Origin of the sequence: Caballeronia sp. ATUFL_F1_KS39, assembly GCF_023630985.1 — a bacterium.
Classification (GTDB): domain Bacteria; phylum Pseudomonadota; class Gammaproteobacteria; order Burkholderiales; family Burkholderiaceae; genus Caballeronia; species Caballeronia zhejiangensis.
Genome location: NZ_JALQDZ010000064.1, coordinates 152430 through 177331, shown reverse-complemented (window position 1 = coordinate 177331; position 24902 = coordinate 152430). Strand labels below are relative to the sequence as shown.

Below are 24902 nucleotides of genomic sequence, written 5' to 3'. Positions count from 1 at the left end.
TCGCCAGCTTGCCAGTGGTCGCAAAAACACGACATTTGTATCTTGCTAGAACACGACATTCTCATGTTGCTCCTACACTTAAAACTCTGATAATGTTGATTATGTAAAGCCAAGAATGGAAATTAGCCGCGCTTCCTGTTTGAAATTGTTGCTCACCGGGAAGCTCTATGGCGATTTGGGCGCGCGCTTCGGCCGCGTCTTCGTGCTTGACGTGCACTCACCACCGTCATGTGCCGCTCAGTGGCATCGCCGCAAGGCAGGGACGGTTCGACATCGTGAACTCGCCGCTGACCGAAGAGGCCGTGCTTGGATTCGAGTATGGCTACAGTGTTCAAACGAAGACCACGATGACTGTCTGGGAAGCGCAATACGGTGACTTCGTCAACGGCGCGCAGGTTTTCATCGATCAGTACATCGCGGCCGGCGAGTTCAAGTGGGGTTATGAGTCGGCGCTCGCCGTATTGCTGCCGCATGGCCATGAGGGCGTCGGTCCGGAGCATTCGAGCGGCTATCTCGGCCGCTTCCTGCGGCTTTGCGCGGACGAAAACATGCGGATTGTCGTACCTTCGACCTCGGCGCAATGGTTTCATCTGCTTCGCCAGCAGGCGACGACCGAGCGTCGGACGCCGCTCATCGTCATGTCTCCGAAGTCGAAGCTTTACGGCAACGTCGCGTCGCACTCGACGCTGCGCGAGATGATCGATGGCGCATTTCAATGCGTACTGGGCGACGAACGCATCGCAGATGCAAGTGCGGTTGAACGCGTCGTCCTATGCAGCGGAAAGTTCTACTACGAATTGCGCGATGCTCGCGACGGGTCCGGCGACGAATCGACGGCGATCATCCGCATCGAGCAGCTCTATCCGTTCCGCATGACCCACTCCGGCGCGTGCTCGCCCGGTTCACCAGCTTGCGCAGCATCGTTTGGGCGCAGGAGGAAGACCGTAATCAGGGCGCATGGCGATTCGTTCGCGACGAACTGGAGACCGTGCTTCCCGCCGATTGCGCCTTACGCGATGTCTGCCGCACCGCGACACCAGCCGGCGCGCATTCTTCCGTCGCGGCGCATCGTCGGGAACAAGCACGGCTGGTCGCGACCGCCCTGGCGGCGGCCGAGCTTTAGGCCGAGTGCCAATTTTGCAGCAGGACGATGGGCGTCGATCGCGCGGAACGTACGATCGTACGCCGGGTACCCGAGTTCGCAATCTCCAGACTGACGAAACGTTGCGAGCTTGCTAGTCGAACCCTTGCGCGCGACGCCTCGAGGATCCATCTCCATGTCCCCGCTGCTGGTTAAGCCGCGGCCGCCGGACGCCCTGTCGCTCGTGTGACGTCTTGCGTCGCTATTGCGGACCCCACTGACTCTCGCAATCACTCCCTTCATACTTCAAACCGGTGCATCGCCGTGCGCGGCGGTGCATTCGCCCGCTTCGACACCCCCCTTTCAGTGCATGTCGGAAGACGAAGCCCCGCAGGTCCGGGCGCTTCGCGTTGGCACACTTCATGCCTAATGAATTTCATTCAAGTTGCTTGAATGTAATTCCGATTGCCTTCAACATAGCCCATACGCAAGGGGAGTGTCATGAACAAACGTCTTCGCCATTTGCTGGCCGCACTGACGGGCGCGCTCGCGCTCAACGCCGCCGCGCCGTCGCTTGCGCACGCGGAAGATCTGCTCGCCCGCATCAAATCGAACAAGGAAATCACGATCGCGACGGAAGCGCGTTACGCGCCCTTCGAATACGTCGATAACGGCAAGATCGTCGGCTATGACGCCGATCTGATGGCCTACGTCCTCAAGTCTCTGCCCGATGTGAAGGTCAAGCAGCTCGACCTGCCCTTCCAGGGTCTGCTGCCCGGTCTCGATGCAAAGCGCTTCGACCTCGTCGTGACGGCCGTGACCGTCAACAAGGACCGCGCCGATCATTTCGCCTTCACTGTTCCCGTCGCCGACGCGACCACCGGCGTACTCACCCGGTCCGCCGATACCTCCATCAAAGCGCCGAACGATCTGAACGGCAAGGTGGTCGGCTCGCAGACCGGCTCTGCACAATTGCAGGCGCTGATGGCGCTCGACAAGAAGCTGAAGGAAGCAGGCGGTCCCGGCATCAAGCAGATCAAGCAATACGTCGCGTTCGACGAAGCCTATGCCGACCTCGCCGTCGGCCGGCTCGATGCCGTCGCGCAGTCCGTCGCCAATCTCGGGCCATTGCTGAAGTCGCGTCCGGGCGTTTTCGCGGTGCTGCCGCAGACCATCGGTCCGAAGAGCTACTTCGCCTGGGTCGCACGCAAGGACGCCGACAGCGCTGCCCTCCTCAAGCTCTTCAGCGATGGCATCGCGAGAGCGAACAGCGACGGCACCATGAAGAAGCTTCAGGAGAAATGGTTCGGCTCGACGATGGACGTTCCGGCCACGCTTCCCGCACCGTCTATCTGACATCGCGATGAACGGTCCCGATCTGCTTACGCGCTGCATCGGCTACTTGCCGCAACTGCTCGACGGCGCGCTGACGACACTCGTGCTGTCGGCGGTTGCTGTCTGCTGCGGCTTCTTCGTCGGCGTGTTCGTCTACACGATGTCGGTCAGCGACAGCCGGCTGATGCGCGGCACGGCGCGCGTGTATGTGAGCCTGCTGCGCGGCACGCCCGTACTCGCGCAACTTCTGGTGTTCTACTACGTGCCGTCCGCGCTCGGGTTGGAGTTACCGGGGCTCGCTGCCGCCGCGATCGGGCTGTCGCTCAACACGGGCGCGTATCAGTCGCAGATTCTGGGTGCGGGTTTTCGCTCCATCGCGCCGGGGCAGATCGAGGCGGCATCGACCTTCAATCTCACGCGGCGTCAGACCTTGTGGCATATCGAAGTGCCGCAAGTCGTGCGCGCGACGCTGCCCGCGCTCGTCTCCGAAATGATCGATATCGTCAAGGCGTCGGCGGTGGTGTCGGTGATATCCGTAACGGATCTGATGCGCGTAGGACAGCAGCTTTCGTCATCGACGTATCGGCCGCTCGAAGTGTACGCGCTGGCGGCGATGTTCTATCTGGCAATCACGTCGCTGCTCGCGGGCGCGGGTCATGTGTACGCGCTGCGTGTGGCACGGCGTCCGTGAGACATCGGCATGAACAACTTCATCGCACTCGTTCCGCGCTTCATCGAAGCGATGGGCATCACGCTCGAAGTGAGCGTGCTGGCGGCCTTCATCGGCATCGTCGCGGGCTTCGCGATCAACGCGATGCGGCTCGCGTTCGGCCGTCCGTTCGCGCTCGTCTATGGCGCGTTCGTGTGGCTGGTGCGCGGCACGCCTTATCTGTCGCAGCTCGTGATCGTGTACTTCGGGCTGCCGGTTTTAGGCGTGACGTTGTCGGCCGTGCAGGCCACGATCCTTTCACTCGCGTTCTATTCGAGCGCTTATTTCGCGGAGCTTTTTCGCGCGGCATGGGCGAGCGTTCCGCGCGGTCAGCTCGAAGCCGCCGCCGCTTTCGGCGTGAGCCGGCGAGACGCGTTCCGCTCCATCGAACTGCCGCAGGCGCTCGCGTTCGCGGCGCCGCTGATCGCGAACCAGACGATTCTCGTCATCAAGGAGAGTGCGGTCGCGTCGATCATCACGGTGCCCGAATTGACGATGACGGCCAGCGATATCGTCGCATCGAGCTACACGTATATCGGTCCGTATGCGCTGCTGATCGCATGTTACTGGCTGCTGACGCAAGCCGTGTCGCTGATCGCGCAGGCCGCGACTTCCCGCATTCCGTTTCTGAAGAAGACATCATGAGCGACCTTCCGATACTCAAGCTGCGCGCCGTGGGCAAGTCGTACGGCGAGAACCGCGTGCTCAAGGGCATCGACCTGGATGTGATGCGCGGCGAGATCGTCACGCTGATCGGGCCGTCCGGTTCGGGCAAGACCACCGCGCTGCGCTGCATGAATTTTCTCGAAGCCTATGACGAAGGCGAAGTGTGGATCAAAGGCCAGTTGCTGGGCTATCGATCGACAGGACGCACGGCGAAGGATCGTGACAGCGAAGCCAGCATCGCCGACGTGCGCCGTCCTATTTCGATGGTCTTCCAGCAATTCAATCTCTGGCCGCACATGAACGCGCTGGACAACGTCGCGACGCCGCTCGTGCTCGCCAAGAAGATGAGCAGGCGCGACGCGCGCACGAAAGCGTTGGCCGCGCTCACGCGTGTCGGTCTCGAGCACAAGGCAGACGCGTATCCCGCGCGGCTGAGCGGCGGGCAGCAGCAGCGCGTGGGCATCGCGCGGGCGCTGGCCATCGAACCCGAAGTGATTCTGCTCGACGAACCCACATCCGCGCTCGATCCCGAACTCGTCGAGGAAGTACTCAACGTGATCCGTTCGCTCGCGCAGGAAGGCATGACGATGGTGATGGTCACGCACGAGATGAGCTTCGCCGCGAAGATCTCCGACAAGGTCGTGTTCATGGAAGCCGGGAAAATCGTCGAAGCCGGACCGCCCGCGCAACTGTTCGGCAATACGCGCACACCGCGCTTGCAGCAGTTTCTTAAACCGTGGCTGGAACGCAGCCTCGATTTCGTGAGCGAAGGAGTGACATCGTGAGCGCAAGACAAGTGGCGGATGCCGTGAACGCGGCGCGCCTGCTCGAATCGATCGAAGCCCTCGCTGCATTCGGCGCGCGCGATGACGGCGGCGTGGACCGCCCCGCGCTCGGCGAACGCGATATCGAAGCGCGGCGCTTTCTGATCGACCGCGCGCGTGCGCTCGGCTGCAGCGTGCATGTGGATGCGTGCGCGAATCTGTTTTTCCGCCGCGAGGGCGACGCAGCACTTGCGCCGGTGATGACCGGCAGCCACATCGACACGCAACCTGCCGGCGGCAAGCTCGACGGATGTTACGGCGTGCTTGCGGGCTTCGAAGTGCTCGCCGCGTTGAACGATGCGAACGTGCCCACGCGCCGCCCGCTCGAAGTCGCGATCTGGACCAACGAGGAAGGCACGCGCTTCTCGCCGGGCGCGATGGGATCGAGCGCCTTCGTGGAGCCGTCGCGGATGGCGCGTTATGCGCACGTGCAGGACGCCGAAGGCACAACCCTGAGCGCGGCGCTGCAACGCCACGTCAGCGCGTTCCCCGAACTGCCGCCGCGCGCGCAGCAAGACGCCGCGCATGCCTTCGTCGAACTGCATATCGAACAAGGTCCGCAACTCGAAAAGGCCGAGGTGCCGCTCGCTGTCGTCAGCGGCATTCAGGGCGTGCGCTGGTACGCGTTCCATGTGCAGGGCATCGCCGCCCACGCGGGCACCACGCCGATGCCACTGCGCCGCGACGCGATGACGCTCGCCATCGCGCTGCATCGGGAACTCGATGCCATCGCCCATGAACTCGGCCGCGCCGATACGCGCGTCACGTTCGGCCGCTGGAACATCGCGCCGAATTCGATCAACACGATTCCGTCGGCGGTGAGTTTCACCGTCGACTTCCGCCATCCGGACGCGCGCGTGCTCGGCGCGTTCGATGAACACGCGCAGGCCATCGCGCAATCTCATGGCGCGCGCATCGAAGCGCTGTTCGCCCATGCGCCCGTCGCGTTCAATCCGTCCGTGTTGTCGCGCATCGACGAAGCCTGCCGCGCGCTCGATACCCGCGCGCTGCATCTGACCTCGGGCGCATTCCACGACGCCATGTATCTCGCGAAACATTGCCCGAGCGGAATGATTTTCGTGCCGAGCATCGACGGCATCAGCCACAACCCCGCCGAAGCGACGGACGCCGGACATCTCGTGCTCGGCGCACGCGCGCTCGCTCATTGCCTCACCACACTCTGCAACGACTGAAGGAGCCCACATGAACGCATCCGCAACGACTCTTGCAAGCACCGAAGACAACGGCCAGGAAACCGGCGTCAACGCCACGCTCAACGAACCCATCTCGCCGGACGGCACGCCTGAAATCGGCATGACGTATACGGTGCCCGCGCGCTGCGGCCGCGCGGTGCGCGTGAAGGCCGGGCAGACCATCCGCATCGCCAATCCGCACGGCACGCAAGTGTGCGATACGTGGATCTTCAACGCGCAGCATCTGAACGAGTTTCTGTCGTTCGAACATACGCGCGCGTTCATCGACAAGATCATTCCGCAGCCGGGCGATCCGCTCGTGACCAACCAGCGCCGCCCGATTGCCGAACTCGTCACGGATACGTCGCCGGGCGTGCACGATACGCTCATCGCCGCGTGCGATCTGTACCGCTATCGCAATCTCGGCGTCGAGCACTATCACGACAACTGCGCGGACAACCTGCGGCTTGCGCTGAAGGCTATTGGCCTGCGCACGAAGGAAGTGCCCCAGCCGTTCAATCTTTGGATGAACATTCCCGTCAAGCCGGATTATTCGATTGACTGGCTGCCGCCCGTGTCGAAGTCCGGCGATTACGTGGATATCAGGGCCGCGATGGACTGCGTCGTGGTCATGTCGGCGTGCCCGCAGGATATCATTCCGATCAACGCGCTCAACCCGCTCGAAGTCGAGTTCACGGTGCTCGCATAAGCGCGCCCTTCTTCTTTTCGATGGTGTTCATTCGTGGCCAGCAAACGACCTTCCTCAACTGCAGCGCGTACTTCACCTAAAGCCAACGCCGCGCCGGCGTCCGCCGCCGATGGCCTCGGCACGCGTCTGCGTCATGCGCGCATGGTGCGACAGATGACGCTCAAGGTGCTCGCGGGAGCGGCGGGTTGCTCGGAAAGTCTTCTGTCGAAGGTCGAAGGCGGCCACGCGACGCCTTCGCTCGCCATGCTGCACAAGCTCGCCATTGCGCTCGACACCAACATCGCGGCGCTGCTGTCCGCGCCGACCCTCACGGCTTCGCCCGTTCAGCGTGCGAGCGAGCGGCCCTCGGTGCGCTTTCCGGGCGCGCGGGCCGCTCCGGCGGCCGGCAAACGCAGACGTGCCGAGGGCTCCATCATGCTCGAACGCCTTGTCGTGCCGAGTCCGGGCCAGTTGCTTCAGGGCGACATCCACGTACTGGAGCCGCTTGCCCGCAGCGACGAGCAGATTCATCACGTCGGCGAAGAGTTGGGTTATGTGCTCGAAGGCGAACTGGAACTCACGCTCGGCGATCAGAGCTATTCGCTCAAGGCGGGCGATTCGTTCTATTTTCCGAGCACCGAGCCGCACAGCTATCGCAATCCGGGCGATGCGGTCACGCGCATACTCTGGGTCAACACGCCGCCCACGTTCTGATCAGCGGGAACTCATCATGGCCAGCACCGATCTTTCGCAGATGCAGTTGCCGCGCTTCGCCGGCATTCCCACTTTCATGCGCGTGCCGTTCGAGCGCGACCTCGCGGCGCTCGATATCGCGCTGGCGGGCGTGCCCTTCGATGGCGGTGTCACCGCGCGTCCTGGCGCACGCTTCGGGCCGCGCGAGATCCGCAACATGTCGACGATGATGCGCGCGATTCATCACGTCACGCGATTCAATCCGTTCGAAGCGTGCCGCGTGGCCGATATCGGCGATGTGCCCTTCGAGCATCTCTACGATCTAGAAGCCGCGCACGCCGATATCCGCCGCTTTTTCGAGCCAGTATTCCGCGCGGGGAAGATAGCGCTGATCGCGGGCGGCGATCACTCGATCACCTATCCGGTCTTTCAGGCGATCGCGCCGAAGCAACCGCTCGCGCTCGTGCATATCGACGCGCACACGGACACGTGGGACGCGTTCAAGGGCTCGAAATTCACGCACGGCGCGCCGTTCAGACGCGCGGTCGAAGCGGGTCTTCTCGAGCCCACGCGCACGATTCAGATCGGCATACGCGGCGCGCAGAATACCGACGAAGGCTGGCGTTATTCGTTGGATCACGGCATGCGCGTGGTGTTCATCGAAGAGTTCGAGGAACGCGGCCCGGCGGCGATCGTCGAAGAAGCGCGGCGCGTGGTCGGCGATGCGCCCGTGTATCTTTCGCTCGATGTCGATGGGCTCGATCCGGTGTTCACACCTGGCACCGGCACGCCGGAAATCGGCGGATTGACGACGCGCGAAACGCTTGCGTTGCTGCGCGGACTCGACGGGTTGAACTGGGTCGGCGGCGATGTGGTTGAAGTGTCGCCGCCGTATGATCCGAGCGGCAACACCGCGCTCGTCGCCGCAACGATGATGTACGAGATGCTGTGTCTGTTCGCGGCACATCAGGCGGGATCGAGCCGACGCTAGCGCAGCGTCGAACGCGCTGCCGCTCGATGGTCCCGACGTTAGCGAGCGACGTACCCGCGTCGCGGCCATACGCGGCCAACCATGCGTCGACTAACAGCTTCTTGCTGCCGGACCTGCTCTTTCAGGGAGCCCGATAGATGAACCGCCCTCCGGGAACTTCCTTTGACGCTGCTTGCAGTGTCGTAACAGCTCGCTAACAATGATGCAGGCGTGCTATTACGCGAATGTGTCGAAGCGCAGATCACATTGCTGTCGGGCTTTCGGTCGTCAACCGACACATCGCGACTGCGGCGCCCTTCGCGATGGGCGCGCTCCATGGATCGGCCGGCAAAGTCCGCCCGAGCAATGCCTTGCCGGAAGCTGCCACAAGCGTCTCCCGATGCCTCGTTGATGCAGAATCGGCGCAAAGACCACACCGACACGACCTGAATACCATGGACGACGCAGAATCGCTTTCGCTCGCACTACCCGACGGCTCTAAGGTCTCTGCGCTCCTTCAAGTGCCAGAGCACGCGCGAGCGCTATATGTCTTCGCGCACGGCGCTGGGGCGGGCATGCAGCACGCCGGCATGTCGTCTTTGGCCGACGCGCTTGCCGCGGCGAACGTCGCCACATTGCGCTACCAGTTTCCGTACATGGAGCGGGGCTCCAGGCGGGTGGACTCGCCGGCCGTGGCACATGCTGCCGTGCAGGCAGCCGTCGCAGAGGCCCGCCGGCGGCTGCCAGCCCTGCCGCTCTTCGCGGGCGGCAGGTCGTTCGGCGGCCGCATGACGTCCCAGGCCCAAGCCATCTCCGCGCTCGACGGCGTGCGTGGCCTCGCTTTCGTCGCGTTCCCGCTGCACCCGGCTGGGGCGCCCGGCGTCGAGCGGGCGCGGCACTTGGCGGACGTCACGGTGCCGATTCTCTTCCTGCAGGGCACGCGCGACAAGCTGGCCGAGCTTCACCTGCTGAGGTCGGTCGTCGAGACGCTGGGGCCGCGCGCCACGCTGCATGTGGTGGACGACGCAGATCATTCGTTTCACGTGCGCGCATCCTCCGGCCGGACCGACGCGGAGGTCGTGCGCGAACTAGCGCGGACGATGTCGGAGTGGTTCTTCGCCGAAGGGTAGTTCGTGCGCGTTACCTGAGCAAGCGCAGGAATGCTTGTAGCAGAGTCGGGACGGGAAGCCGGCGAACTCGCCGTCCTGCACTCGCCCTCTCAACGCTTTGCTATCCGCAGACGGTCTGTCGCCTAGCCACGACAACCGACGCCTGTCGCGTCGACGGCGTTTTGCCAGTGCTTAGTGAGTGAATTTGTCAGATCGATCTTTTTGCGGTGCTTCCGCCCTCGGAAATCGCGGCGGGCCATCTGCTTTGATTTCGCCGGCGCCGATCCGTGCAAGCCGCTTAGGGACGCGGCCGGAAAGCAATCAAGACATTGCGATCATCAACTCCGTGCTGCACGGATGCGATCCGCGGTCGCTACCCCATCGGCGCCCCAACCTCTACTAAACTGGGTAGCGTACTCCTGCAAGCTCAGTGAGGGCGGCGCGCAGTTAGCTAGCTGATCCGCGCGACCGAACGCCACGGTGTCAACCCCGGAGTTGACTTGATGAACAGCGTCGTTACCAGGATGCTGATTGCGATTTCCGTCGGCTATCTAGTGGTCGGTTGCGCTGCGGTTCCGCCAGAAGCCGCAATACCGGCTTACCAAAACCGGGCCGTGACACGCGACGAGGCCGGCATCGAGGTTTCAACAGCCGTGCTGTCCTCAGAGGAAAGCGCGGCGGTGTACGGTGTCCCGCTTGCCGAAAGAAGAATTCAGCCCGTCTGGATCGAGGTCCGCAATCGCGAGGACCACAACTACTTTCTCCTGTCACCCGGCCTGGATCCAAACTTCTTTCCCGCATCGGAGGCGGCAGAGGCTTTCAGCAGCGATGCTTCGCCCGACCAGCGTTCCGAGCTCGCGCGCCGCTTCCGTAGTCTCGCTTTTCATAACCCCGTGCGTCCCGGAGAGACGGTCGCGGGGTTTGTGCTGACGAATTTCAACGCGGGCGCGAAGCTGGTGCAACTGGATCTCGTCGCGAGCGGACACGCTCGGACGTTCTCCGTTTTTGTATCCGTACCTGGGTTTGAAGCCGACTACAAGCGTAGTCAGGTCTTCAGACGGGCGACCGATCCGCAGGAGCCCACTGTAAATTACACGGACGACGCGAGCTTTCGAGAAGCGCTCGAAGCACTGCCCTGTTGCGCAACTGACGAGGACGGCTCAAAGAAGGGCGACCCGCTCAACCTGGTGATCGTCGGCAGCCTCGACGACGCCTTTCCCGCACTGGTGCGGCGGGGCTGGAGCCTCACGGAACGAAAGTGGTCGGGGGCAATCGAGCGGATGATCAGCGCCGCGTTGTCGGGCCAAGCGTACGTCAACGCGCCGGTGAGCGACCTTCATCTGTTCGGACGCGCCCAAGACCTCGCGCTTCAAAAGGCGCGGGGCGACATTCACCAGCGCAACCATATGCGGCTCTGGCTCAGCACGATGCGCTATCACGACAAGCCTGTGTGGGTTGGACAGATCAGCCGCGATATCGGGATTCGCCTGACGTGGCACTCGTCAACGTTCACGACACACAAGATCGACCCGGAGGTGGATGAGGCACGCACTGCGCTGACCGAAGACATGGCGTATTCCCAGAACCTGTTCAAGATGGGACTAGTGACGGGAGTGGGTGCCGTGTTGGAAGCTGCGCCGCGAAGGAATTTGACGACCGACCCGTATTACACCGACGGCTTCCGCGTCGTGCTGGTGTTCGATCGCACGCCGAGGCCGTTATCGCAGATCGAAATCTTCCCGTGGATCACTCCGTACAAGGTACTGCGGGTGACGCCAGGAGCGAGGCCATGACCATCCAGCAGACCTTGCGCAGGCGACGGTCTAATGCAGGACTCGCGCTATGCCTGGCGCTCGCGCTGGCCGGCTGCTCGACATGGCAAGTTCCGCCCGAGGCGGACGCTGAGCCGTTGCGTCAGCGCGAGGTCAGCGCCTCCAGTCGCGGCGTACGCGTGAGCGCAACGGTGCTTAGCGAAGAAGACAGCAAGCGGATGTATGGTGCCGACGTCAACAGAACGGGAGTGCAGCCGCTTTGGCTCGAAGTGCAGAATGGGACGTCGCAGGCGCTGTGGCTTTTACGCTCGGGCACGGACCCGGACTACTTTTCACCTCATGAAGTCGCATGGTCAATGCATACGCTGTTTGGCGGCGCAAGCAACAAGCGCATGGACGACTATTTCCGTGATCTCAGGTTCAACAACCCCATCCCGGCGGGGGAGACACGATCGGGCATTTTGTTCACCAACCCCGATCAAGGCATCAAGCTCGTCAATGTCGATCTGCTGGGAAACCAGACGCTGATGCCCTTCTCGATCTTTCTGCGTGTGCCAGGCGGCACAATGGATCCACGGCTGTCGCAGATCCCTCTGCCACCCTCTGCCACTGGAATCACGGACTACCAGGACCTGGCGTCGCTGCGCGCGGCGCTCGAGCGCCTACCATGCTGTGCCACCGACCCGAGCGGGACTATTCAGGCCGATCCGCTAAATGCCATTGGCATTGGCCAGCTCACCGACATCGGGGCAGCGCTGGTGCGGCGCGACTATCGGCGCGATGCGCGGGAGTTTGACCTCGCGCAGCGCGTCTTCGGTCGGGAACCGGACTTTGTCATGCGCAAGCAGGCGCAGGCCGGGGCGCCCGCAAACTGGATCCGGGGATGGCTCGCTCCTATCCGCTTTCAGGGACAACTGGTCTACGTCGCGCAGGTCGGCCGCCCTGTCGGCGGGCGCTTTGCACCCCGCGATAAAAAACGCCTCACTCTCCACGAGAACGTCGACGAGGCACGCAACTTTCTGATGCAGGACCTGATGTATTCGAGCGGCCTCGAAAAGCTCGGATTTGTGAACGGTGTTGGCCCCGCACCGCCGACTCGTCCTCGTATAACCCTTGACGGTGCGACTTACTATACGGACGGATTGCGCGCGGTCGTGTTCTTCGCCACCCGGCCACGGAGTCTGTCGGATGTCGATTTTCTTGAGTGGGTCCCCTATCTGGAAGAGCCAGATACTCGTCAAACTGGAGCAACCGGCAATGCGAGTCAGTGACTCGAGATCGAGATGGGCGCTCATTCAATTCAAGCGTCAGGTTGCCGCTGCCTTCGATGCGTGCCGCCAGATCAGCGCTTGGTTAGCGACGATCACGTCGTGCGTTCTCTTCGGCGCATGCGCGGCGAAGCCGCTTATCCCGTACTCGGCCGATACACCCCCGATGGTTCTCATGCCCGCGTCTCAGGCTGGCGTCATGGATAAGCGAGGGCGCTTTCGGGAAATATATTGCGCGGTCCTCGAAGCACGCGGTGCAGCGCTACCCGACTACCGCCCGTGTGAGCAAGCGCTGACGCGGGTCGGCGCAGAGTCCCCTGGCACCGGCGAGCCCGTCGAACTTGGCCAGTCCAGGCGGCACCTGATTGGGGCGGTGGTGCATGGCGTCGGCTACGATTGCTTCGATCCCTGGCTGGATACGCCGGATACCGTCGTGACGCATCTTCGCGAGTATGGCTTCGATGCAGCGCTCATCAACGTCGACGCGCTGTCGAGTTCCACTAACAATGCCCGGCAAATTCGCGACGCGATCATGGCTATGCCGGCATCGGAGGACGCGCCGCGGCTCGTGTTGATTGGTTATTCGAAGGGGGCGCCCGACATTTTGGAAGCACTGGTCGCCTATCCTGAGATACGAAGCCGCGTGGCGGCGGTGGTGAGTGCCGCCGGTGCGATCGGCGGCTCCCCGCTCGCCAACGACGCCGACCAATATCAGGCCGACTTGTTGCGATATGTCCCGGGCGCAACCTGCACATCGGGCGATGGTGGTGCCGTAGAGAGTTTGAGACCTGCGACTCGCAAAGCGTGGCTCGCGCAGCATCCGCTTCCGGCTGATCTGCATTACTACTCGGTCGTGACGTTCCCGCAGCCCGAGCGAATCTCCTCGATCCTGAAGTCGAGCTATGACAAGCTCGCGCGCGTCGACTCGCGGAACGACAGTCAGGTCATCTTTTACGATCAGGTTGTCCCCGGCAGCACGCTGCTCGCCTACGTCAATGCGGATCACTGGGCGCTCGCGGTGCCTGTTGCGCGGACCCACCCTACGATCGGGGCGCTCTTCGTTACACAGAATGCGTATCCTCGTGAGGCGCTGGCAGAGGCGATTCTGCGCTTCCTGGAGGAGGATCTTGGCGTGCCGATCCGCTGATTAGCTGGCAGTCGTCTGTCAACGAACGCGTTCGGGGCCGTTTCAACCGGTTGATGCAACCCAATGTACACCGGTCCGGCGTCGGTCCGGTCTCGACCTGAACCGGCCGCTGGAGCGGTCACACTGCGACTTGGTCGAACGGCAGAAACCGGCCGGTTGCGGAATTTAGCACAACGGCCAACCAGCTAACGAAAGGGTGAGGAAGTAAATTCGTGCAGCCATATGCGTTAAGCGGCAACCATCTCTGCAGACGTCGTTCGTCAAGGCTGTTACGTGTCCGGAAGGCGGCCCGTTCGCTGGCTCGTGCGATGGACAGCTTACTGCGCCCCGGATTGCGGCGATTCCAAGCTTTTCACGGCGTTCCTGATCTCTTGCAGAAGCCGGCTCTGTTGATACGGCTTGCGTAGTCTCGGTAGATCGGCTCCGGTGCCCTCCGGCAGTTCCGCGTAGCCGGTTGCGAGTATGACAGGCAGGACGGGCCTGAGTGCCCGCGCCGCATTGGCTAATTCAACGCCGGTCATCTTGGGCATTGAGAAATCAGTCAGCAGAACGTCAACTTTCTGGCCTGCGCGAAGGACTTGGAGCGCGGCGTCCCCTGATGCCGCCTCGATCACCTCATGTCCAAGGTCCTGCAGGAGATAAGATGTGCTTGACAAAATAAGTGGGTCATCATCGACGACTAGTACGGTGGCGCGCAGCTCGCTGGCGTCGGCCGGACCGTCGTCCTTCGGGTCATCGGCGATACGCTCCTCGGCAGCCGGGCGATCCGTGACAGGAAGCCAGAGCGATGCACGCGTGCCCTTTCCATACGTGCTTTCTAGACGAAGCGCGCCTTGTAGCTGACGCGCGAGACCGTGAATCATCGAAAGGCCAAGCCCCGTGCCCTTCCCCACTTCCTTGGTCGTGAAGAAGGGTTCCGTCGCTTTGGCGAGTGTCGCGGCGTCCATGCCAGTGCCTGTGTCCCTCACTGTCACCCGCACGTAGTCGCCGGCTCGCAGGTCGCCATCGCCCGCAGAATGCGCGGTATCGACGCTGATTTGGATTGCGCCGCCGTCGGGCATCGCATCGCGCGCATTGACTACCAGGTTCAGTATCGCCAGTTCAATCTGATTTGTATCGACGCGAGTGAACGGCACTTCTTCGGGCGTATCGATGACCAGTTCGATCATCGAGCCAATCGACCGGTCCAGAAGGTCGGCCATGCCGTGAACCAGCGCAGACATCTGGACAGGCTCGACCTTAAGGACCTGCTGTCGCGCGAACGCGAGCAGCCGTTGAGTGAGCGCGGCGCCGCGTTGAGCGCCTTTCAGCGCGCCATCGACCAACCGACCCACTCGCTCTTCCGGCGGCACTTCCTTTCGCACGAGTTCGAGATTCGCCATGATCGCCATCAGCAAATTGTTGAAGTCGTGCGCGATGCCGCCCGTCAACTGGCCGATCATCTCGAGCTTCTGGACCTGCCGCAGCAGCTTCTCTGTATGCTCGCGCTGCCGTATTTCCTCGAGCACCGTTCGATGCGCGTCTTCCAGTTGCGCGGTGCGCTCCAGCACCTTGACTTCGAGCGATTCGTTCACCCGGCGCAGCTGATCTTCCGACGTTTTGCGCAGCGTCACGTCGGAGCAAACGCCGACGAGCCGAACGATCCGGTCGTCGCGCACGACACGCGCCCTGACTTCAACCCAGTGCACGGTCCCGTTCCGCCAGACGTTGCGATACTCGATCGCGTAGTCGCAGCCGGTTTCCGCGCTGACCGCGATGGCTGCCTGCACCCGCTCGCGATCCTCGGGATGAGTGCTTGCAATCAGTTCTTCATAAGTAAAGTTGTCGGTCTCCAAGCGGCCGAATATCGCTTTGCAAGTCGTCGATGCTGTCAGCGTGTTGCTGGAAAGATCGAGGCTCCAGGAGCCGAGGTGTCCGGCCGTGAGTGCTATGCGAAGATGCGCTTCGCCCTCATCGAGTTCTCGGATTCGAGCCCGAGCCTCGAACTGGCGATTCCGGCCCCGCACCGCTGTTTCGACGACGCTTACGAACGTCGTCGGATGAAACGGACGCTCGATGAACGTGACGTTGCCGAGTGCCGTAATCAACCGCTCGGCCATCGGTCTGCGAACGGGACCGCTGCGCTGTGTGAGTACGACAAATGGAAGGTCCGACCACGGCGGCTGCGACGACACCCATCCCGCCAGCGCGGCGAGGTCGGCGCCGTTCAACGCTTCGTCGGCGACGATAACGCAGCAGACGTCGTCTCTCAACGTCTCGCCGAGTTGCGCTACGTTCTTGCACGGCTCTGCGTCGATCCCGGCCGCCCCCAACAGCGCCTGCGCAACGACGCAGTCGCGTCCCGACGGGGTGAGGAGCAGCACGGGACATCGCTCGGTTTCGGCCATGCGATCGTCAGTCCTTGGTTGCAGTCTTCGGCGTCAGCAGAGGCGCCGACTTTCCGACGAACGTCGGCACGCCTCGAAGCACCCCCTGGAAATCTTCCAGCGGCTCTCCGAGCGTGAGCCCCTCCGAACCGATACGGAACTCGCGGATCGATTCCTCATGAGCCCCGGTGCGCTTCTTGATGACCGACACCGCGCGTCGAACGCGCCCGATCGCTTCGAAGTAACGAAGCAGGATGACCGTGTCAGCAAGATAGGTCACGTCGACCGGCGCCTTCATGTCGCCGACGAGGCCGTGCTGGGCGACAGTCAAAAAGGTGTTCGCGCCCTGCCGATTCAGATACTGCAACAACTCGTGCACGTGCAGTACGAGCGCGTTTTCCTCAGGCATGGCGGCCTGATACCCGTTCAGACTATCGATGACAACCGTCTTTACACGCGCGCGGTCGACACTCGCACGCACGCGATGCGCGAACTCGCCCGGCGACAGCTCTGCCGCGTCCAGTTGTTCGACGTGCAGGTCACCGGCATCTCTCATGGCTTCGAGGTCGATGCCCATTGGGCGCACACGGTCGAACAGAAGGCCGAGCTCTTCATCGAAGACGAAGAGCGCAGCCTTTTCGCCCCGCCGCACGGCCGCCGTGACGAATTGGATCGCGAAGAGGCTCTTGCCGGTCCCTGCGGGGCCAAGGATAAGCGTGCTGGATCCTTGCTCGACACCCCCGCCGAGCAAAGCGTCGAGTTCCGCAACGTCGCTTGTCATTTGCGTGCGCGCGTAACTGGTTCGGTGCTCACCGGCGACAAGTCGCGGGAACACCGCCACCCCGCCGTGTCGGATAGCAAAATCGTGATAGCCGCCACGAAAATGCTGACCGCGGTATTTGAGCACCCTTAGGCGCCGGCGCTCGGCGCCATATTGCGGCGATAACTCCTCCAGTTTGATGACGCCGTGCGCCACGCTATGCACAGTCTTGTCCGCCGCATCGGAGGTGAGATCGTCCAGCATGAGCACCGTGGCGTCGCGGCCCGCGAAGTAATGCTTGAATGCCAGGATCTGCCGGCGGTAGCGCAGCGAGCTTTGCGCAAGCAAGCGAATCTCCGAAAGACTATCGATGACCACGCGCTTCGGTTTCACGCGCTCGAACTCGCCGAGGATGAGCCGCGTCGTCTCGCCCAGCTCGAGGTCGGAGGAATAGAGCAGCGTCTGCTGCTGATCGGCGTCAAGCAGATTTTCGGACGGGCTGACTTCGAAGATGCTGATCTGTGGACCGAGCCGCCATCCGTGCGACAAAGCGCCGTTGCGCAGTTCCTCCATCGTCTCGGAGAGCGTGATGTAAAGGCATGGCTCCCCCAGTTCGGCGCCAGCCTGCAGGAAACTCAGCGCGATGGTCGTCTTGCCCGTGCCCGGACTTCCCTCGAGAAGGAACAAGTTGCCCCGGCTCAGTCCGCCAACGAGAATGTCGTCGAGCCCCGGGACGCCCGTGCGAGCGTATTGGGGCATTACGGTACTATCGTTCATCTGTTGCTCCAAGCTGCTTCATTGCAACACGGGAGAGCCTGTGTTTCGGAATTTTCGTCAGCGCCTGCTCGAGCGAAGTACGAGCGTCGCAGACATCATGCGCGGATTGCAGTTCCAACCAGTACATCGCCGGCACGCCACAAAAGGCCTCGAGACGCACCGCCATTTCGGGCGTGATGCTCGCGCTGCCGTCGAAGATCCGGTGAAGCGTTTGACGAGCCACGCCCAGATCTCGGGCCGCCTGGCTCACCGAGAGGCCCAAATGGGGCAGCACAAAGATCTTGAGAAGATCCCCTGGATGGTGTGCCTCGTCCTGATAGCGGGTGGTGCCGGGAATCGACGTGGAAGCCATGGTGGCAAGCGTAACGCGTTGCGTGACAAGTGATCAGGCTACCATGAAGCTGGGTGAGCCGCGCCGTGAGCGTCCCGGCCCGGCCAGACCATCTTTTCACAGATTCCCTCGCTCTGAGCCGCGACAGTGCGAAGCAAGATGCGGCGCAGTTAGCCTACTCACGCCGATGCTGATGTCGCAGCGGCCTGCCGCCGCTTCAAAGCGGATTGCCTGGCAAGCTGCAATGGATAGCCGTCGCGGCGATCGCGGCTTCGCCGACTGCCACGCAGATCTGATTCAACGAATTGACTGCATCGCCCGCGGCAAATATGCCGGCCACGCTAGTGCGCTGCCGCTTATCCGCCACGATCATGCCGTCCTCATCCCGTTCGACGTTCAAGCCACTCAATAGCTCAGTTTCTTCGCGAGAGCCAAGCACAGGATAGACAATATCGAACCTCTGTAGCCGCCCATCCGGGCAGACAACGCTCAAGCGCCCGTCAGCGTTAGCCGAAGCTTCGAGCGCACCCAACGGCACCAATTCTATGGCGTTCTCTACGGCCGACGCGCGCTGCTCTTGCGTCAGCGCCGAAAGGTCGGGCGCGACGACAGCTACCTGCCTGCAAAACGTTCGGAAGAACAAAGCGTGCGACAGCGCTCGTGACGCGGAACCCAGCATCGCCGCCCGTTTGCCTTGCGCCTCGAAGCCATCGCATATCGCGCACAACCTGAGCAATCCTTTTTCGGTAAGCCGTTCGGCTCCGACGATCGGCGGTAGCCTATCGCGGATCCCGAACGCGAGCAGGACACGATGTGCCAGAGCGCTCTGCCTGTCAGCATCGCCGCTGCTCCTGTAGTCCACGACGAAGCCGGCGGACACCTGTCGTATCGCGACGACTCGGCCGGCGATTATCGGCACCGGGTAGCAATCGACCTGTCGACGCATCTTGACGATGAGTTCCTTGCCGCTGATGCCGCCTTCAAAACCAGCAAGGTTACGCACGATCGGGATCCGCGACGCTCTGCTCTGACCGGCATCGATAACCAGGGTGGAGCGCCTGAACCGGGCAAGATAGAGTGCAGCGGTCAACCCAGCCGGACCGCCGCCGATAACAACACAGTCAAAAGCCTGATCCATCATCGATTCCTTCTTGCACAACCGACATAGCCGAATCAACACGGTGCGCGGTTCACTAACAAGCCTTCGTGGCAGGGTTGAGCAATTCCGATTCCCAAAAGTCCCATGTTGGAACCCGACAATCAAAGTGATCGCGACAGTGCGTACGGGTCGCAAGCACCCGACCCGTCGAGCCACGCTGCCGATTCGACATGCGCGGAGTTAGCAAGCGGGTCTCGTGCGCGGCAGCCCAGGCAGCCTTCGACTTCGTCGAAAAGCGAATCTCGTCTTTCGTCTCAGTCTCAGGTCGAGGCACCGAAAGCGCGCTTCGTGGGAAGGACACCGACGTTCGCGCGGGCAGCGCCGCCGCCCGCTTGTGGGTGGGATGATCGCGACGCCAGATCAACCAGCAATCAGAACGGGTGCGCGGTTCGGTGGCCAAAGGCAACCCGCCGTCCGCCTGTCACAGCGTTCCGACCGACTGTGTTTCACACTGAACGGTGCACCGATGTTCGGACATTGTGTCGCGAGCCGGTCGGCCAACCGTCTGTGGATCGGTGGCCGTGCAACTTTCAGCACGCGTCTTGAATATAAGAGGCCGGGTTCACTTCTTGAAACAGCGGCAGGCTGACGCCGGTCGCCTTGTCATCCGCGAGCGCTCTGCTGCCCGGCAGACCCTCGGTGTTCGGATCGCGCGGTTTGTGGACGCCCGCGTTTGTACTTCCGCGTTGACGTTCCGCTTCCTCGCATTTCGTACATGCGCGCTGAGTTGTGACGCGCGGCAGTGCCCGTGACAATGAGCACGTACCTGTGGTGAAACCAGTCGAACATGCCGAAAGCCAACATCACTATTCGAACCATGACAGCGGAGTCGCTCCCCGAGCACGACCTGATAACCGCACCGATGCAGCGCCACGTCGCCGTTCTCGATGCCCGCGTCGCACCCGATGGCATCAACTTCGTTTGCGAGGCCGACGTCGGCGCGCTCAGGCGCTGCGCCGAGCATCTCGCGTCGCTTTCCTTCGTCGGCGGCGTCTCGCTTCAACTGTGTCAGGCCGCGGCATCGCCCGGCGGCAGCGGAACATGAATCCGGCGCTCGCGCAGCACTTCCTGCTCTACGGCGTGCTTCCGTTGTGGCTCGCCGCCGGCACCGCGGACGCGCTTTGTCACCGCTGGGCGAATCTTCCCGAGACTGCCGGCGTGCGCGAATCGCTGATGCATATCGCCCAGCTAACCGAAGGCGCCGGTGTCGTGCTGTGCGCGTTGTTCCTGCAAATCAACGCGTTCGCGATCGTTGCGATGGCCGCGCTCATCGTCGTCCACCATCTCACCGTGTATGCGGATCTGCGCTACGCATCGGCGACGCGCGTCATTACACCCGTCGAGCAAATGGTACATAGCGTTCTTGAGATGGCACCGATCGTCGGGCTAGCCATCATTTGTCTCGCACATCCCGATGTCTTCGCCAGACTGTTCGATAACGCCGCTGGTTACACGCCCGCATGGCGCGATCCTCCGTTGTCCTCGACGACCGTCACAGCCGTGCTGATGCTCTGCGCGATATTCGGCGTCGTGCCGTACGCGATGGAACTCGCAGCGTCTATCCGCGCTTCGCGCAAGCGGCAACGGCGGAAGACGGATGCCGCCAGCGAGTCCGTCATGCGCTAGGCACGCGCCATGCGCAGACCGAGTCGTGCAGCGAGAAACGACGACTTGGAGCAAGCATGCAGAACGCCGAAGGCAACCCGACCCAGGCCCAGCAGAACGAGATGGCGGCAAAAAGCCCCGCCAAGACACCAGCGACAGGCACCGCATCGCCCGATGCCGCCACGCAGGCAGCGGAGTTCGGCCGCGACCGCAATGCTGGCTCGGCCGAGCCCGGGCAGCGCAATGACCCGTCGCCGCTGCCCGACATCGACCATGCTTCGATCGCGCGGGATTCCGGCGATCCGGTGCAGCGGGCGAACAGCCGCATCGTCGGCGTGGATTCGCAAGGCATGGGCTCGACGGACGATACCGTGGACGCGGACGCGAAGTCGATCGAGGCGCGCCGCGATCTGTCGGGCTGGCACGACAACGTCATCACATCGAACGCGACGCTCGAAAACAACGTGCCGGCGCCGGCCGCAGGACTGGGCGGCATCGATAGCCGCGTGACGGGCAATCTCCCTTCCATCTTGCCGAAGCCGGGCTATCGGGTCGTCGTTACGGAAACGGTGTACGCCGAGGAGCGCAACGGTTCACGCGCATCGCACGTGTTCAGGCTGGAGCGCGAATAGCCCGGGCCGCACCCCGAGGAGCAAGCGATGAGTTTCTTGCAGCGTCTCTTTCATCGGCGCGAGCACGCCGTTAAAACCGATCTCTATGTGTCGGACTTCGAGCAGTTTCTGAATCGGCTCAAGCACGATCATCCCGAACTGGATCGCGAACAGATGCTCGGACGCGCGCTGCTGTGGGACAAGCTTCCACAGTTTCCGAACTCCGGCGATGTCGCCGGGAAGGAAGGCGAGCTGAGACAACCTTCGTATGTTTATTACAGCCGGACGGATTGAACCGCGTGCCTAGAGCGTCTTCGTGACCATCAGCCAGAAGATGCCGACGAACGCGACGAACGCCATCACGCCGAGCGCGATCCATGCGGACATGAGGCGCCAGTAGCGCCTCGACAGCCCGGCGTCGGATACGGCGCAGGCTTGCGCCTCGGCGGCGAGGCGCATCTGCAGCCACACGACGGGCAGCCAGCACGCGATCGCGAAAACGTAGAGGCCGATCGACCAGGCGAGCCAGGGACTCGAAACGGGAAAGCCCGTGAGCCGCATCATCAGATAGCCGGTGAGCGGTTGAACGATGGCGGTCGGCGTCGTGAAAAGCCAGTCTGCCAGCACCACGAGCCGCGACACGCGCGCGACGGTCCGTGCATCGCGTCCGATGCTCGCGGCGAGCAGATAGAACGCGGAGCCGATTCCGGTGCCGAACAGGATCGTCGACGAAATCACATGGATCCACTTGATCGTCAGATAAGTCACGTCGAGCCCTTTCCATCAATGTTCATCAGCAGCAAGAGTGCGGCGATCATCGGCAGATTCTTCGACAGCGGGCCATACGGATGAAGCCAGAACTCCGGCAAGCGCCAGGTAATCAGCACCGAATAGACGACGATCAACCCGATCTGCGCCCACCAGAGACGGCGTCGCGGTCCGAGCCGCGCGGGCCACGCGAAGCACAGCACGCCCAATAGCAGGTCCAGCAGCGCGGCCGAATACAGCAGGAAGAGGCGCGTGCCTTCGGGCGCGCCGACTCGCGCCAGCAAGTCGAGGCTCGCCGCTCGCGGATAAAGCCAGGCGGACACGATCGCGGTCCATATCCACACCGCGCCGATGGCGCCCGCCAGCAGCGGCGCGAGCCACGCGAGCTTCGCACGCAGGCCAAGCGTGGCGCGTTTCGACGGCTCGTCGCCGAGCGATCGGGGCGGCCTGCCGAGCCATCGCTGCATGCCATCCGCCGATGCCGCGTTGCCCCGTTCCAGCATCGCGAGTGCATCGGGGCTCATCAGCGCGCCGGGCAAGCGCGCGCATAACGCGGCGGCCGTCTTGACGAGCGGCATCGGCACCGGCATGAACAAGGGCGCACCGGCGGAGCAAAGCCGATTCAGCAGACGCAAGTATTCCTTCATCGTCACAGGTCTCGGACCGACAGCCGCCACCGTCTCGCTCGCGGGGGCTGCGCTTGCGCGCGTCAACGCGCCGCGCGTCACGAGTTCGACCACATCGTCCACATGAACCGGCTGCACGACCTGCGCGCCCGACCCCGGCAGCGGCACGACCGGCAACGTCGACCACGCGGCGAAGAACTGCGTGCTGCGTCCGTCTTCGGCGAACACGAGCGAAGGCTGCACGATCAACGACGAGATGGGCAACGCGCGCAACGCGTCGTCGGCGGCTTTCTTGGAGCGGTGATAAGGCGTCTGTGCGCCCGCATCCGCGCCAAGCGCCGATATCTGCACGATTCGGCCCACGCCTGCCATCACGGCCGCCTGGAACAGCGCGATCGGCGAACGCGTATGGATGCGCGAGAAGTCGTCTCCGGTCCGGTCCTCGAAGATGCCGGCGGCATTGATGACCACATCGACGCCTTCGAGCAGCGGCATCACGCTTGCTGGGTCGAGTTCATCGCTCAAATCGAGCGCCACGAAACGGCGGCCTCTCACGGCGCCTTCGCCGCCAGGCGCATGGCGCGCGGCGCACCTCACCGCGTGTCCTTGCGCAACCAGCGCCGCCGCGATGCGCGAGCCGAGGAGCCCCGTGGCGCCTGTCAGAAAAATGACCATGACTGAAGACATCGACCCTGTGACGGATATCCTGATTCCCGGCTCCGTTGCCGGACTGTTATCGACGGCGGCCCTTGCGATCTGTGGGCGTCTGCACGGCAAACGCGCAAGCGCGCCGATCAGCGCCGTCAGCCACTGGTTATGGCCGCAAGAAGCAAACCAGACCGCGCGGCCGGAATGGCGCCATCTGCTTGCCGGTCTCGCCATTCACCAGTCGATGTCGATCGGCTGGGCCGCCTGCAATGCGCTGGCTGTCGCGGCCGCGCGCACATCGCCGAGACTGCGCGGCGGTGCCGCGCCGACTCACGGACAACGCGTCGCACTCGCCGCAGCGACGACGCTTGCCGCAGCGGCCGGCGATTATATCGTCGTCCCCAAGCGCTTCACGCCCGGCTTCGAATATCACCTGCCCGCGGCGCACATCGCCGCTGTCTATTTGGCGTTCGGCGCGGGACTGGTTGTGCCCTTTCTGTCGAAGCGCCGCTGAATGCGCAGCCTCGCTCGCTGCAATCCGCGTCGTGGACTCGACGTATCCGCTCGCGCGTGCAACCGACGCGCATCGGCGGATGGAATCGTCGACGAATGTCGGCAAGATCATTCTGTCAGCGGCTACGGCAATCAGTCAGGCGTGATCTCGCCATCCTCTTCGCCCATCCAGTAGTGAATGCGCTCGGCGCGAACCTTGATGAGTACGATCCCCGGCGTTTCGAAGCCTTCCGAGAACCACTTCTCGATGTCTTCGTTCCAGTGATCCTTCATCGCCGGTTTCTCGCGAATGAGCTCCGCGCGGCCCTCGACGGCCACGAAAAGCGGCGGCGCGCCGTCCGGGTTCGCGCTGCTCGTGAAAGTCAGCGCCACGGTCGCATCGGCCTTGATCTCCTGCACCGTATGCGTTTCTTCGAGTGTGAAGAAGTAGCTGTCGCCGTCGTATTCGACATCGCGGTTATTGCTCATCGGCCGCGCGGCGATCTTGCCGTTCAGCGAGCGCGTCGAAAGCATCGCGAAGTCGATCTCCGCCATCTTGGTTGCGAGATCGTGCAAAGTCAGTTGGCTCATGGTGCTCTCCGTGGGTTGATCGCGTATCTTCCGCAACCCGCGTGCCGGTTCGCATCGGAGAGCCGCGCCTTGCAGGTCTGCTCAGTCCGCCGAACGGTGATAGCGCGCCACGTAGCGCGCCTGGCCGATGACTTTCCCATGCATCTGATAGGCGACAAGCGCGGGACTTGAATCCGCTTTGACATCGAGGCTCGAAACGGTCAAAGCCGAAGCCGTCACGATGTATCGATGCGCTTTGCCCGGCGGCGGGCACGGTCCGCCATACGCCGAAGCACCGAAATCGGTCAGCGTCTCGATTGCACCTATCGGCAGCACTCGGGCATTGCCCGACGCGCCTTTTTCAATCGATGTTTGCGACGGCGGAATGTTTGCCACTTGCCAGTGCGTCCAGCCCAAACCGCCGGTGGGTGCATCCGGGTCGTAGATGGTGATGACGATGCTCTTCGTGCCGGCCGGAACATGCGACCACGAAATGCGCGGAGAGACGTTTTCGCCATGACAGCCGAATTGACCGTACACCTGTTCATTTTCGAACCGACCGCGATTCAGCCCATCGACCTTGACAGTGAAGGAATCTGCAACCGCAATGGCGGGTACTGTTGCAAGCAAAGCCGTGCAGCACACGGCTGGCAGGAGACCGTTGAGTTCCATATCGTGTCCGTTGTATAGAACCAGTAGAAGAAGGCCGCTCACTGACTATCATTGCCAGTGAC

General features: G+C 62.8%; 25 protein-coding genes and 2 pseudogenes. 19 read left to right on the top strand and 8 right to left on the bottom strand.

The window, feature by feature from the left end; translation table 11 throughout:
- Window positions 1–224: 224 nt before the first annotated feature.
- The 13 genes and pseudogenes from NCR93_RS31375 to NCR93_RS31315 all read left to right on the top strand — a co-directional run.
- A pseudogene (locus tag NCR93_RS31375) lies at window positions 225–1123 on the top strand (2-oxoglutarate dehydrogenase E1 component); the annotation flags it as partial.
- 459 nt (window positions 1124–1582) lie between these two features.
- Entirely contained in the window at window positions 1583–2437 is an 855-nt protein-coding gene (locus tag NCR93_RS31370; RefSeq protein WP_175982111.1) for a transporter substrate-binding domain-containing protein, read from the top strand.
- 7 nt (window positions 2438–2444) lie between these two features.
- Window positions 2445–3107, top strand: a complete 663-nt coding sequence (locus tag NCR93_RS31365; protein WP_008345528.1) for an amino acid ABC transporter permease — start codon at window positions 2445–2447, stop codon at window positions 3105–3107.
- Window positions 3108–3116: 9 nt separating this feature from the next.
- Window positions 3117–3770, top strand: coding sequence for an amino acid ABC transporter permease (locus NCR93_RS31360; RefSeq protein ID WP_008345529.1), 654 nt, complete (start codon window positions 3117–3119; stop codon window positions 3768–3770).
- The gene (locus NCR93_RS31355) at window positions 3767–4576 is read left to right on the top strand and encodes an amino acid ABC transporter ATP-binding protein (RefSeq protein WP_008345531.1); all 810 of its coding nucleotides are present in this window, start codon (window positions 3767–3769) and stop codon (window positions 4574–4576) included. Before NCR93_RS31360 ends, NCR93_RS31355 begins: the two co-directional genes overlap by 4 nt.
- Window positions 4573–5808, top strand: coding sequence for a M20 family metallo-hydrolase (locus tag NCR93_RS31350; protein ID WP_175982112.1), 1236 nt, complete (start codon window positions 4573–4575; stop codon window positions 5806–5808). The genes NCR93_RS31355 and NCR93_RS31350 overlap by 4 nt, the downstream gene beginning before the upstream one ends.
- A 10-nt stretch (window positions 5809–5818) precedes the next feature.
- The gene (locus tag NCR93_RS31345; protein WP_008345533.1) at window positions 5819–6517 is read left to right on the top strand and encodes a DUF1989 domain-containing protein; all 699 of its coding nucleotides are present in this window, start codon (window positions 5819–5821) and stop codon (window positions 6515–6517) included.
- Window positions 6518–6658: 141 nt separating this feature from the next.
- Window positions 6659–7210, top strand: coding sequence for a cupin domain-containing protein (locus NCR93_RS31340; RefSeq protein ID WP_008345534.1), 552 nt, complete (start codon window positions 6659–6661; stop codon window positions 7208–7210).
- A gap of 16 nt (window positions 7211–7226) precedes the next feature.
- Window positions 7227–8180 carry an agmatinase gene (gene speB / locus NCR93_RS31335; protein WP_175982113.1) on the top strand — a complete coding sequence of 318 codons (954 nt, stop codon included), beginning with the start codon at window positions 7227–7229 and terminating at the stop codon, window positions 8178–8180.
- Window positions 8181–8614: 434 nt separating this feature from the next.
- Window positions 8615–9289, top strand: coding sequence for an alpha/beta hydrolase family protein (locus tag NCR93_RS31330; RefSeq protein WP_008345536.1), 675 nt, complete (start codon window positions 8615–8617; stop codon window positions 9287–9289).
- A gap of 482 nt (window positions 9290–9771) precedes the next feature.
- A complete protein-coding gene (locus NCR93_RS31325) occupies window positions 9772–11061 on the top strand; it encodes an LssY C-terminal domain-containing protein (RefSeq protein ID WP_175982114.1) in 1290 nt (429 codons plus the stop codon).
- Window positions 11058–12311 carry an LssY C-terminal domain-containing protein gene (locus NCR93_RS31320; protein ID WP_175982115.1) on the top strand — a complete coding sequence of 418 codons (1254 nt, stop codon included), beginning with the start codon at window positions 11058–11060 and terminating at the stop codon, window positions 12309–12311. Before NCR93_RS31325 ends, NCR93_RS31320 begins: the two co-directional genes overlap by 4 nt.
- Entirely contained in the window at window positions 12298–13455 is a 1158-nt protein-coding gene (locus NCR93_RS31315; protein WP_008345539.1) for a lipase family protein, read from the top strand. Before NCR93_RS31320 ends, NCR93_RS31315 begins: the two co-directional genes overlap by 14 nt.
- Window positions 13456–13772: 317 nt before the next feature.
- On the opposite strand, the gene NCR93_RS31310 is transcribed toward NCR93_RS31315, so the two are convergent.
- From NCR93_RS31310 to NCR93_RS31295, 4 genes are all read right to left on the bottom strand, one after another.
- The gene (locus NCR93_RS31310; protein WP_175982116.1) at window positions 13773–15842 is read right to left on the bottom strand and encodes a hybrid sensor histidine kinase/response regulator; all 2070 of its coding nucleotides are present in this window, start codon (window positions 15840–15842) and stop codon (window positions 13773–13775) included.
- Between the two features lie 7 nt (window positions 15843–15849).
- The gene (locus tag NCR93_RS31305) at window positions 15850–17358 is read right to left on the bottom strand and encodes an ATPase domain-containing protein (protein WP_033535654.1); all 1509 of its coding nucleotides are present in this window, start codon (window positions 17356–17358) and stop codon (window positions 15850–15852) included.
- The gene (locus tag NCR93_RS31300; RefSeq protein ID WP_175982117.1) at window positions 17348–17710 is read right to left on the bottom strand and encodes a HigA family addiction module antitoxin; all 363 of its coding nucleotides are present in this window, start codon (window positions 17708–17710) and stop codon (window positions 17348–17350) included. Before NCR93_RS31300 ends, NCR93_RS31305 begins: the two co-directional genes overlap by 11 nt.
- A 196-nt stretch (window positions 17711–17906) precedes the next feature.
- Window positions 17907–18830 carry an NAD(P)/FAD-dependent oxidoreductase gene (locus tag NCR93_RS31295; protein ID WP_250497505.1) on the bottom strand — a complete coding sequence of 308 codons (924 nt, stop codon included), beginning with the start codon at window positions 18828–18830 and terminating at the stop codon, window positions 17907–17909.
- Window positions 18831–19635: 805 nt separating this feature from the next.
- On the opposite strand from NCR93_RS31295, the gene NCR93_RS31290 reads away from it, so the two are divergent.
- Genes NCR93_RS31290 through NCR93_RS31275 form a run of 4 tightly spaced genes read left to right on the top strand, consistent with a single transcriptional unit; the run spans window position 19636 to window position 21358 of the window.
- Window positions 19636–19893: a hypothetical protein gene (locus NCR93_RS31290; RefSeq protein WP_175982119.1), complete on the top strand. Its 258-nt coding sequence runs from the start codon at window positions 19636–19638 to the stop codon at window positions 19891–19893.
- Window positions 19890–20474: a diguanylate cyclase gene (locus tag NCR93_RS31285; protein ID WP_175982120.1), complete on the top strand. Its 585-nt coding sequence runs from the start codon at window positions 19890–19892 to the stop codon at window positions 20472–20474. Before NCR93_RS31290 ends, NCR93_RS31285 begins: the two co-directional genes overlap by 4 nt.
- Window positions 20475–20530: 56 nt before the next feature.
- On the top strand, window positions 20531–21085 hold the full coding sequence (locus NCR93_RS31280) for a DUF3005 domain-containing protein (RefSeq protein WP_008345556.1): 555 nt from the start codon (window positions 20531–20533) through the stop codon (window positions 21083–21085).
- A 27-nt stretch (window positions 21086–21112) separates the two neighbouring features.
- Window positions 21113–21358 carry a DUF3460 family protein gene (locus NCR93_RS31275; protein WP_250437908.1) on the top strand — a complete coding sequence of 82 codons (246 nt, stop codon included), beginning with the start codon at window positions 21113–21115 and terminating at the stop codon, window positions 21356–21358.
- Window positions 21359–21367: 9 nt separating this feature from the next.
- Here the strand turns inward: NCR93_RS31275 and NCR93_RS31270 are convergent, their stop codons facing one another.
- Entirely contained in the window at window positions 21368–21832 is a 465-nt protein-coding gene (locus NCR93_RS31270) for a DUF2269 family protein (RefSeq protein WP_175982122.1), read from the bottom strand.
- On the bottom strand, window positions 21829–23133 hold the full coding sequence (locus tag NCR93_RS31265; protein WP_175982123.1) for an NAD(P)H-binding protein: 1305 nt from the start codon (window positions 23131–23133) through the stop codon (window positions 21829–21831). Before NCR93_RS31265 ends, NCR93_RS31270 begins: the two co-directional genes overlap by 4 nt.
- Here NCR93_RS31265 and NCR93_RS31260 point away from each other — a divergent pair.
- Window positions 23132–23620 carry a hypothetical protein gene (locus NCR93_RS31260; RefSeq protein WP_175982124.1) on the top strand — a complete coding sequence of 163 codons (489 nt, stop codon included), beginning with the start codon at window positions 23132–23134 and terminating at the stop codon, window positions 23618–23620. The two genes, NCR93_RS31265 and NCR93_RS31260, sit on opposite strands and share 2 nt — an antisense overlap.
- Window positions 23621–23648: 28 nt before the next feature.
- Window positions 23649–23765, top strand: a pseudogene (locus NCR93_RS31255) (zinc-binding dehydrogenase); the annotation flags it as partial.
- Here NCR93_RS31255 and NCR93_RS31250 read toward each other — a convergent pair.
- Complete coding sequence (locus NCR93_RS31250; RefSeq protein WP_175982125.1) at window positions 23752–24189, bottom strand: pyridoxamine 5'-phosphate oxidase family protein; 438 nt, start codon at window positions 24187–24189, stop codon at window positions 23752–23754. The pseudogene NCR93_RS31255 and the gene NCR93_RS31250 overlap by 14 nt on opposite strands.
- An 81-nt stretch (window positions 24190–24270) precedes the next feature.
- Window positions 24271–24840: a YbhB/YbcL family Raf kinase inhibitor-like protein gene (locus NCR93_RS31245; RefSeq protein ID WP_008345576.1), complete on the bottom strand. Its 570-nt coding sequence runs from the start codon at window positions 24838–24840 to the stop codon at window positions 24271–24273.
- Between the last annotated feature and the right edge of the window lie 62 nt (window positions 24841–24902).

What these genes read in the sequence shown, in the direction of transcription:
- NCR93_RS31295 (WP_250497505.1), bottom strand. Translation starts at nt 18,830, where the DNA reads ATGATGGATCAGGCTTTTGACTGTGTTGTTATCGGCGGCGGTCCGGCT.
- NCR93_RS31365 (WP_008345528.1), top strand. Translation starts at nt 2,445, where the DNA reads ATGAACGGTCCCGATCTGCTTACGCGCTGCATCGGCTACTTGCCGCAA.
- NCR93_RS31330 (WP_008345536.1), top strand. Translation starts at nt 8,615, where the DNA reads ATGGACGACGCAGAATCGCTTTCGCTCGCACTACCCGACGGCTCTAAG.
- NCR93_RS31305 (WP_033535654.1), bottom strand. Translation starts at nt 17,358, where the DNA reads ATGAACGATAGTACCGTAATGCCCCAATACGCTCGCACGGGCGTCCCG.
- NCR93_RS31310 (WP_175982116.1), bottom strand. Translation starts at nt 15,842, where the DNA reads ATGGCCGAAACCGAGCGATGTCCCGTGCTGCTCCTCACCCCGTCGGGA.
- NCR93_RS31285 (WP_175982120.1), top strand. Translation starts at nt 19,890, where the DNA reads ATGAATCCGGCGCTCGCGCAGCACTTCCTGCTCTACGGCGTGCTTCCG.
- NCR93_RS31250 (WP_175982125.1), bottom strand. Translation starts at nt 24,189, where the DNA reads ATGAGCCAACTGACTTTGCACGATCTCGCAACCAAGATGGCGGAGATC.
- speB (WP_175982113.1), top strand. Translation starts at nt 7,227, where the DNA reads ATGGCCAGCACCGATCTTTCGCAGATGCAGTTGCCGCGCTTCGCCGGC.
- NCR93_RS31340 (WP_008345534.1), top strand. Translation starts at nt 6,659, where the DNA reads ATGGTGCGACAGATGACGCTCAAGGTGCTCGCGGGAGCGGCGGGTTGC.
- NCR93_RS31345 (WP_008345533.1), top strand. Translation starts at nt 5,819, where the DNA reads ATGAACGCATCCGCAACGACTCTTGCAAGCACCGAAGACAACGGCCAG.
- NCR93_RS31360 (WP_008345529.1), top strand. Translation starts at nt 3,117, where the DNA reads ATGAACAACTTCATCGCACTCGTTCCGCGCTTCATCGAAGCGATGGGC.
- NCR93_RS31260 (WP_175982124.1), top strand. Translation starts at nt 23,132, where the DNA reads ATGACTGAAGACATCGACCCTGTGACGGATATCCTGATTCCCGGCTCC.
- NCR93_RS31290 (WP_175982119.1), top strand. Translation starts at nt 19,636, where the DNA reads ATGCCGAAAGCCAACATCACTATTCGAACCATGACAGCGGAGTCGCTC.
- NCR93_RS31245 (WP_008345576.1), bottom strand. Translation starts at nt 24,840, where the DNA reads ATGGAACTCAACGGTCTCCTGCCAGCCGTGTGCTGCACGGCTTTGCTT.
- NCR93_RS31280 (WP_008345556.1), top strand. Translation starts at nt 20,531, where the DNA reads ATGCAGAACGCCGAAGGCAACCCGACCCAGGCCCAGCAGAACGAGATG.
- NCR93_RS31355 (WP_008345531.1), top strand. Translation starts at nt 3,767, where the DNA reads ATGAGCGACCTTCCGATACTCAAGCTGCGCGCCGTGGGCAAGTCGTAC.
- NCR93_RS31325 (WP_175982114.1), top strand. Translation starts at nt 9,772, where the DNA reads ATGAACAGCGTCGTTACCAGGATGCTGATTGCGATTTCCGTCGGCTAT.
- NCR93_RS31275 (WP_250437908.1), top strand. Translation starts at nt 21,113, where the DNA reads ATGAGTTTCTTGCAGCGTCTCTTTCATCGGCGCGAGCACGCCGTTAAA.
- NCR93_RS31315 (WP_008345539.1), top strand. Translation starts at nt 12,298, where the DNA reads ATGCGAGTCAGTGACTCGAGATCGAGATGGGCGCTCATTCAATTCAAG.
- NCR93_RS31265 (WP_175982123.1), bottom strand. Translation starts at nt 23,133, where the DNA reads ATGGTCATTTTTCTGACAGGCGCCACGGGGCTCCTCGGCTCGCGCATC.
- NCR93_RS31300 (WP_175982117.1), bottom strand. Translation starts at nt 17,710, where the DNA reads ATGGCTTCCACGTCGATTCCCGGCACCACCCGCTATCAGGACGAGGCA.
- NCR93_RS31370 (WP_175982111.1), top strand. Translation starts at nt 1,583, where the DNA reads ATGAACAAACGTCTTCGCCATTTGCTGGCCGCACTGACGGGCGCGCTC.
- NCR93_RS31320 (WP_175982115.1), top strand. Translation starts at nt 11,058, where the DNA reads ATGACCATCCAGCAGACCTTGCGCAGGCGACGGTCTAATGCAGGACTC.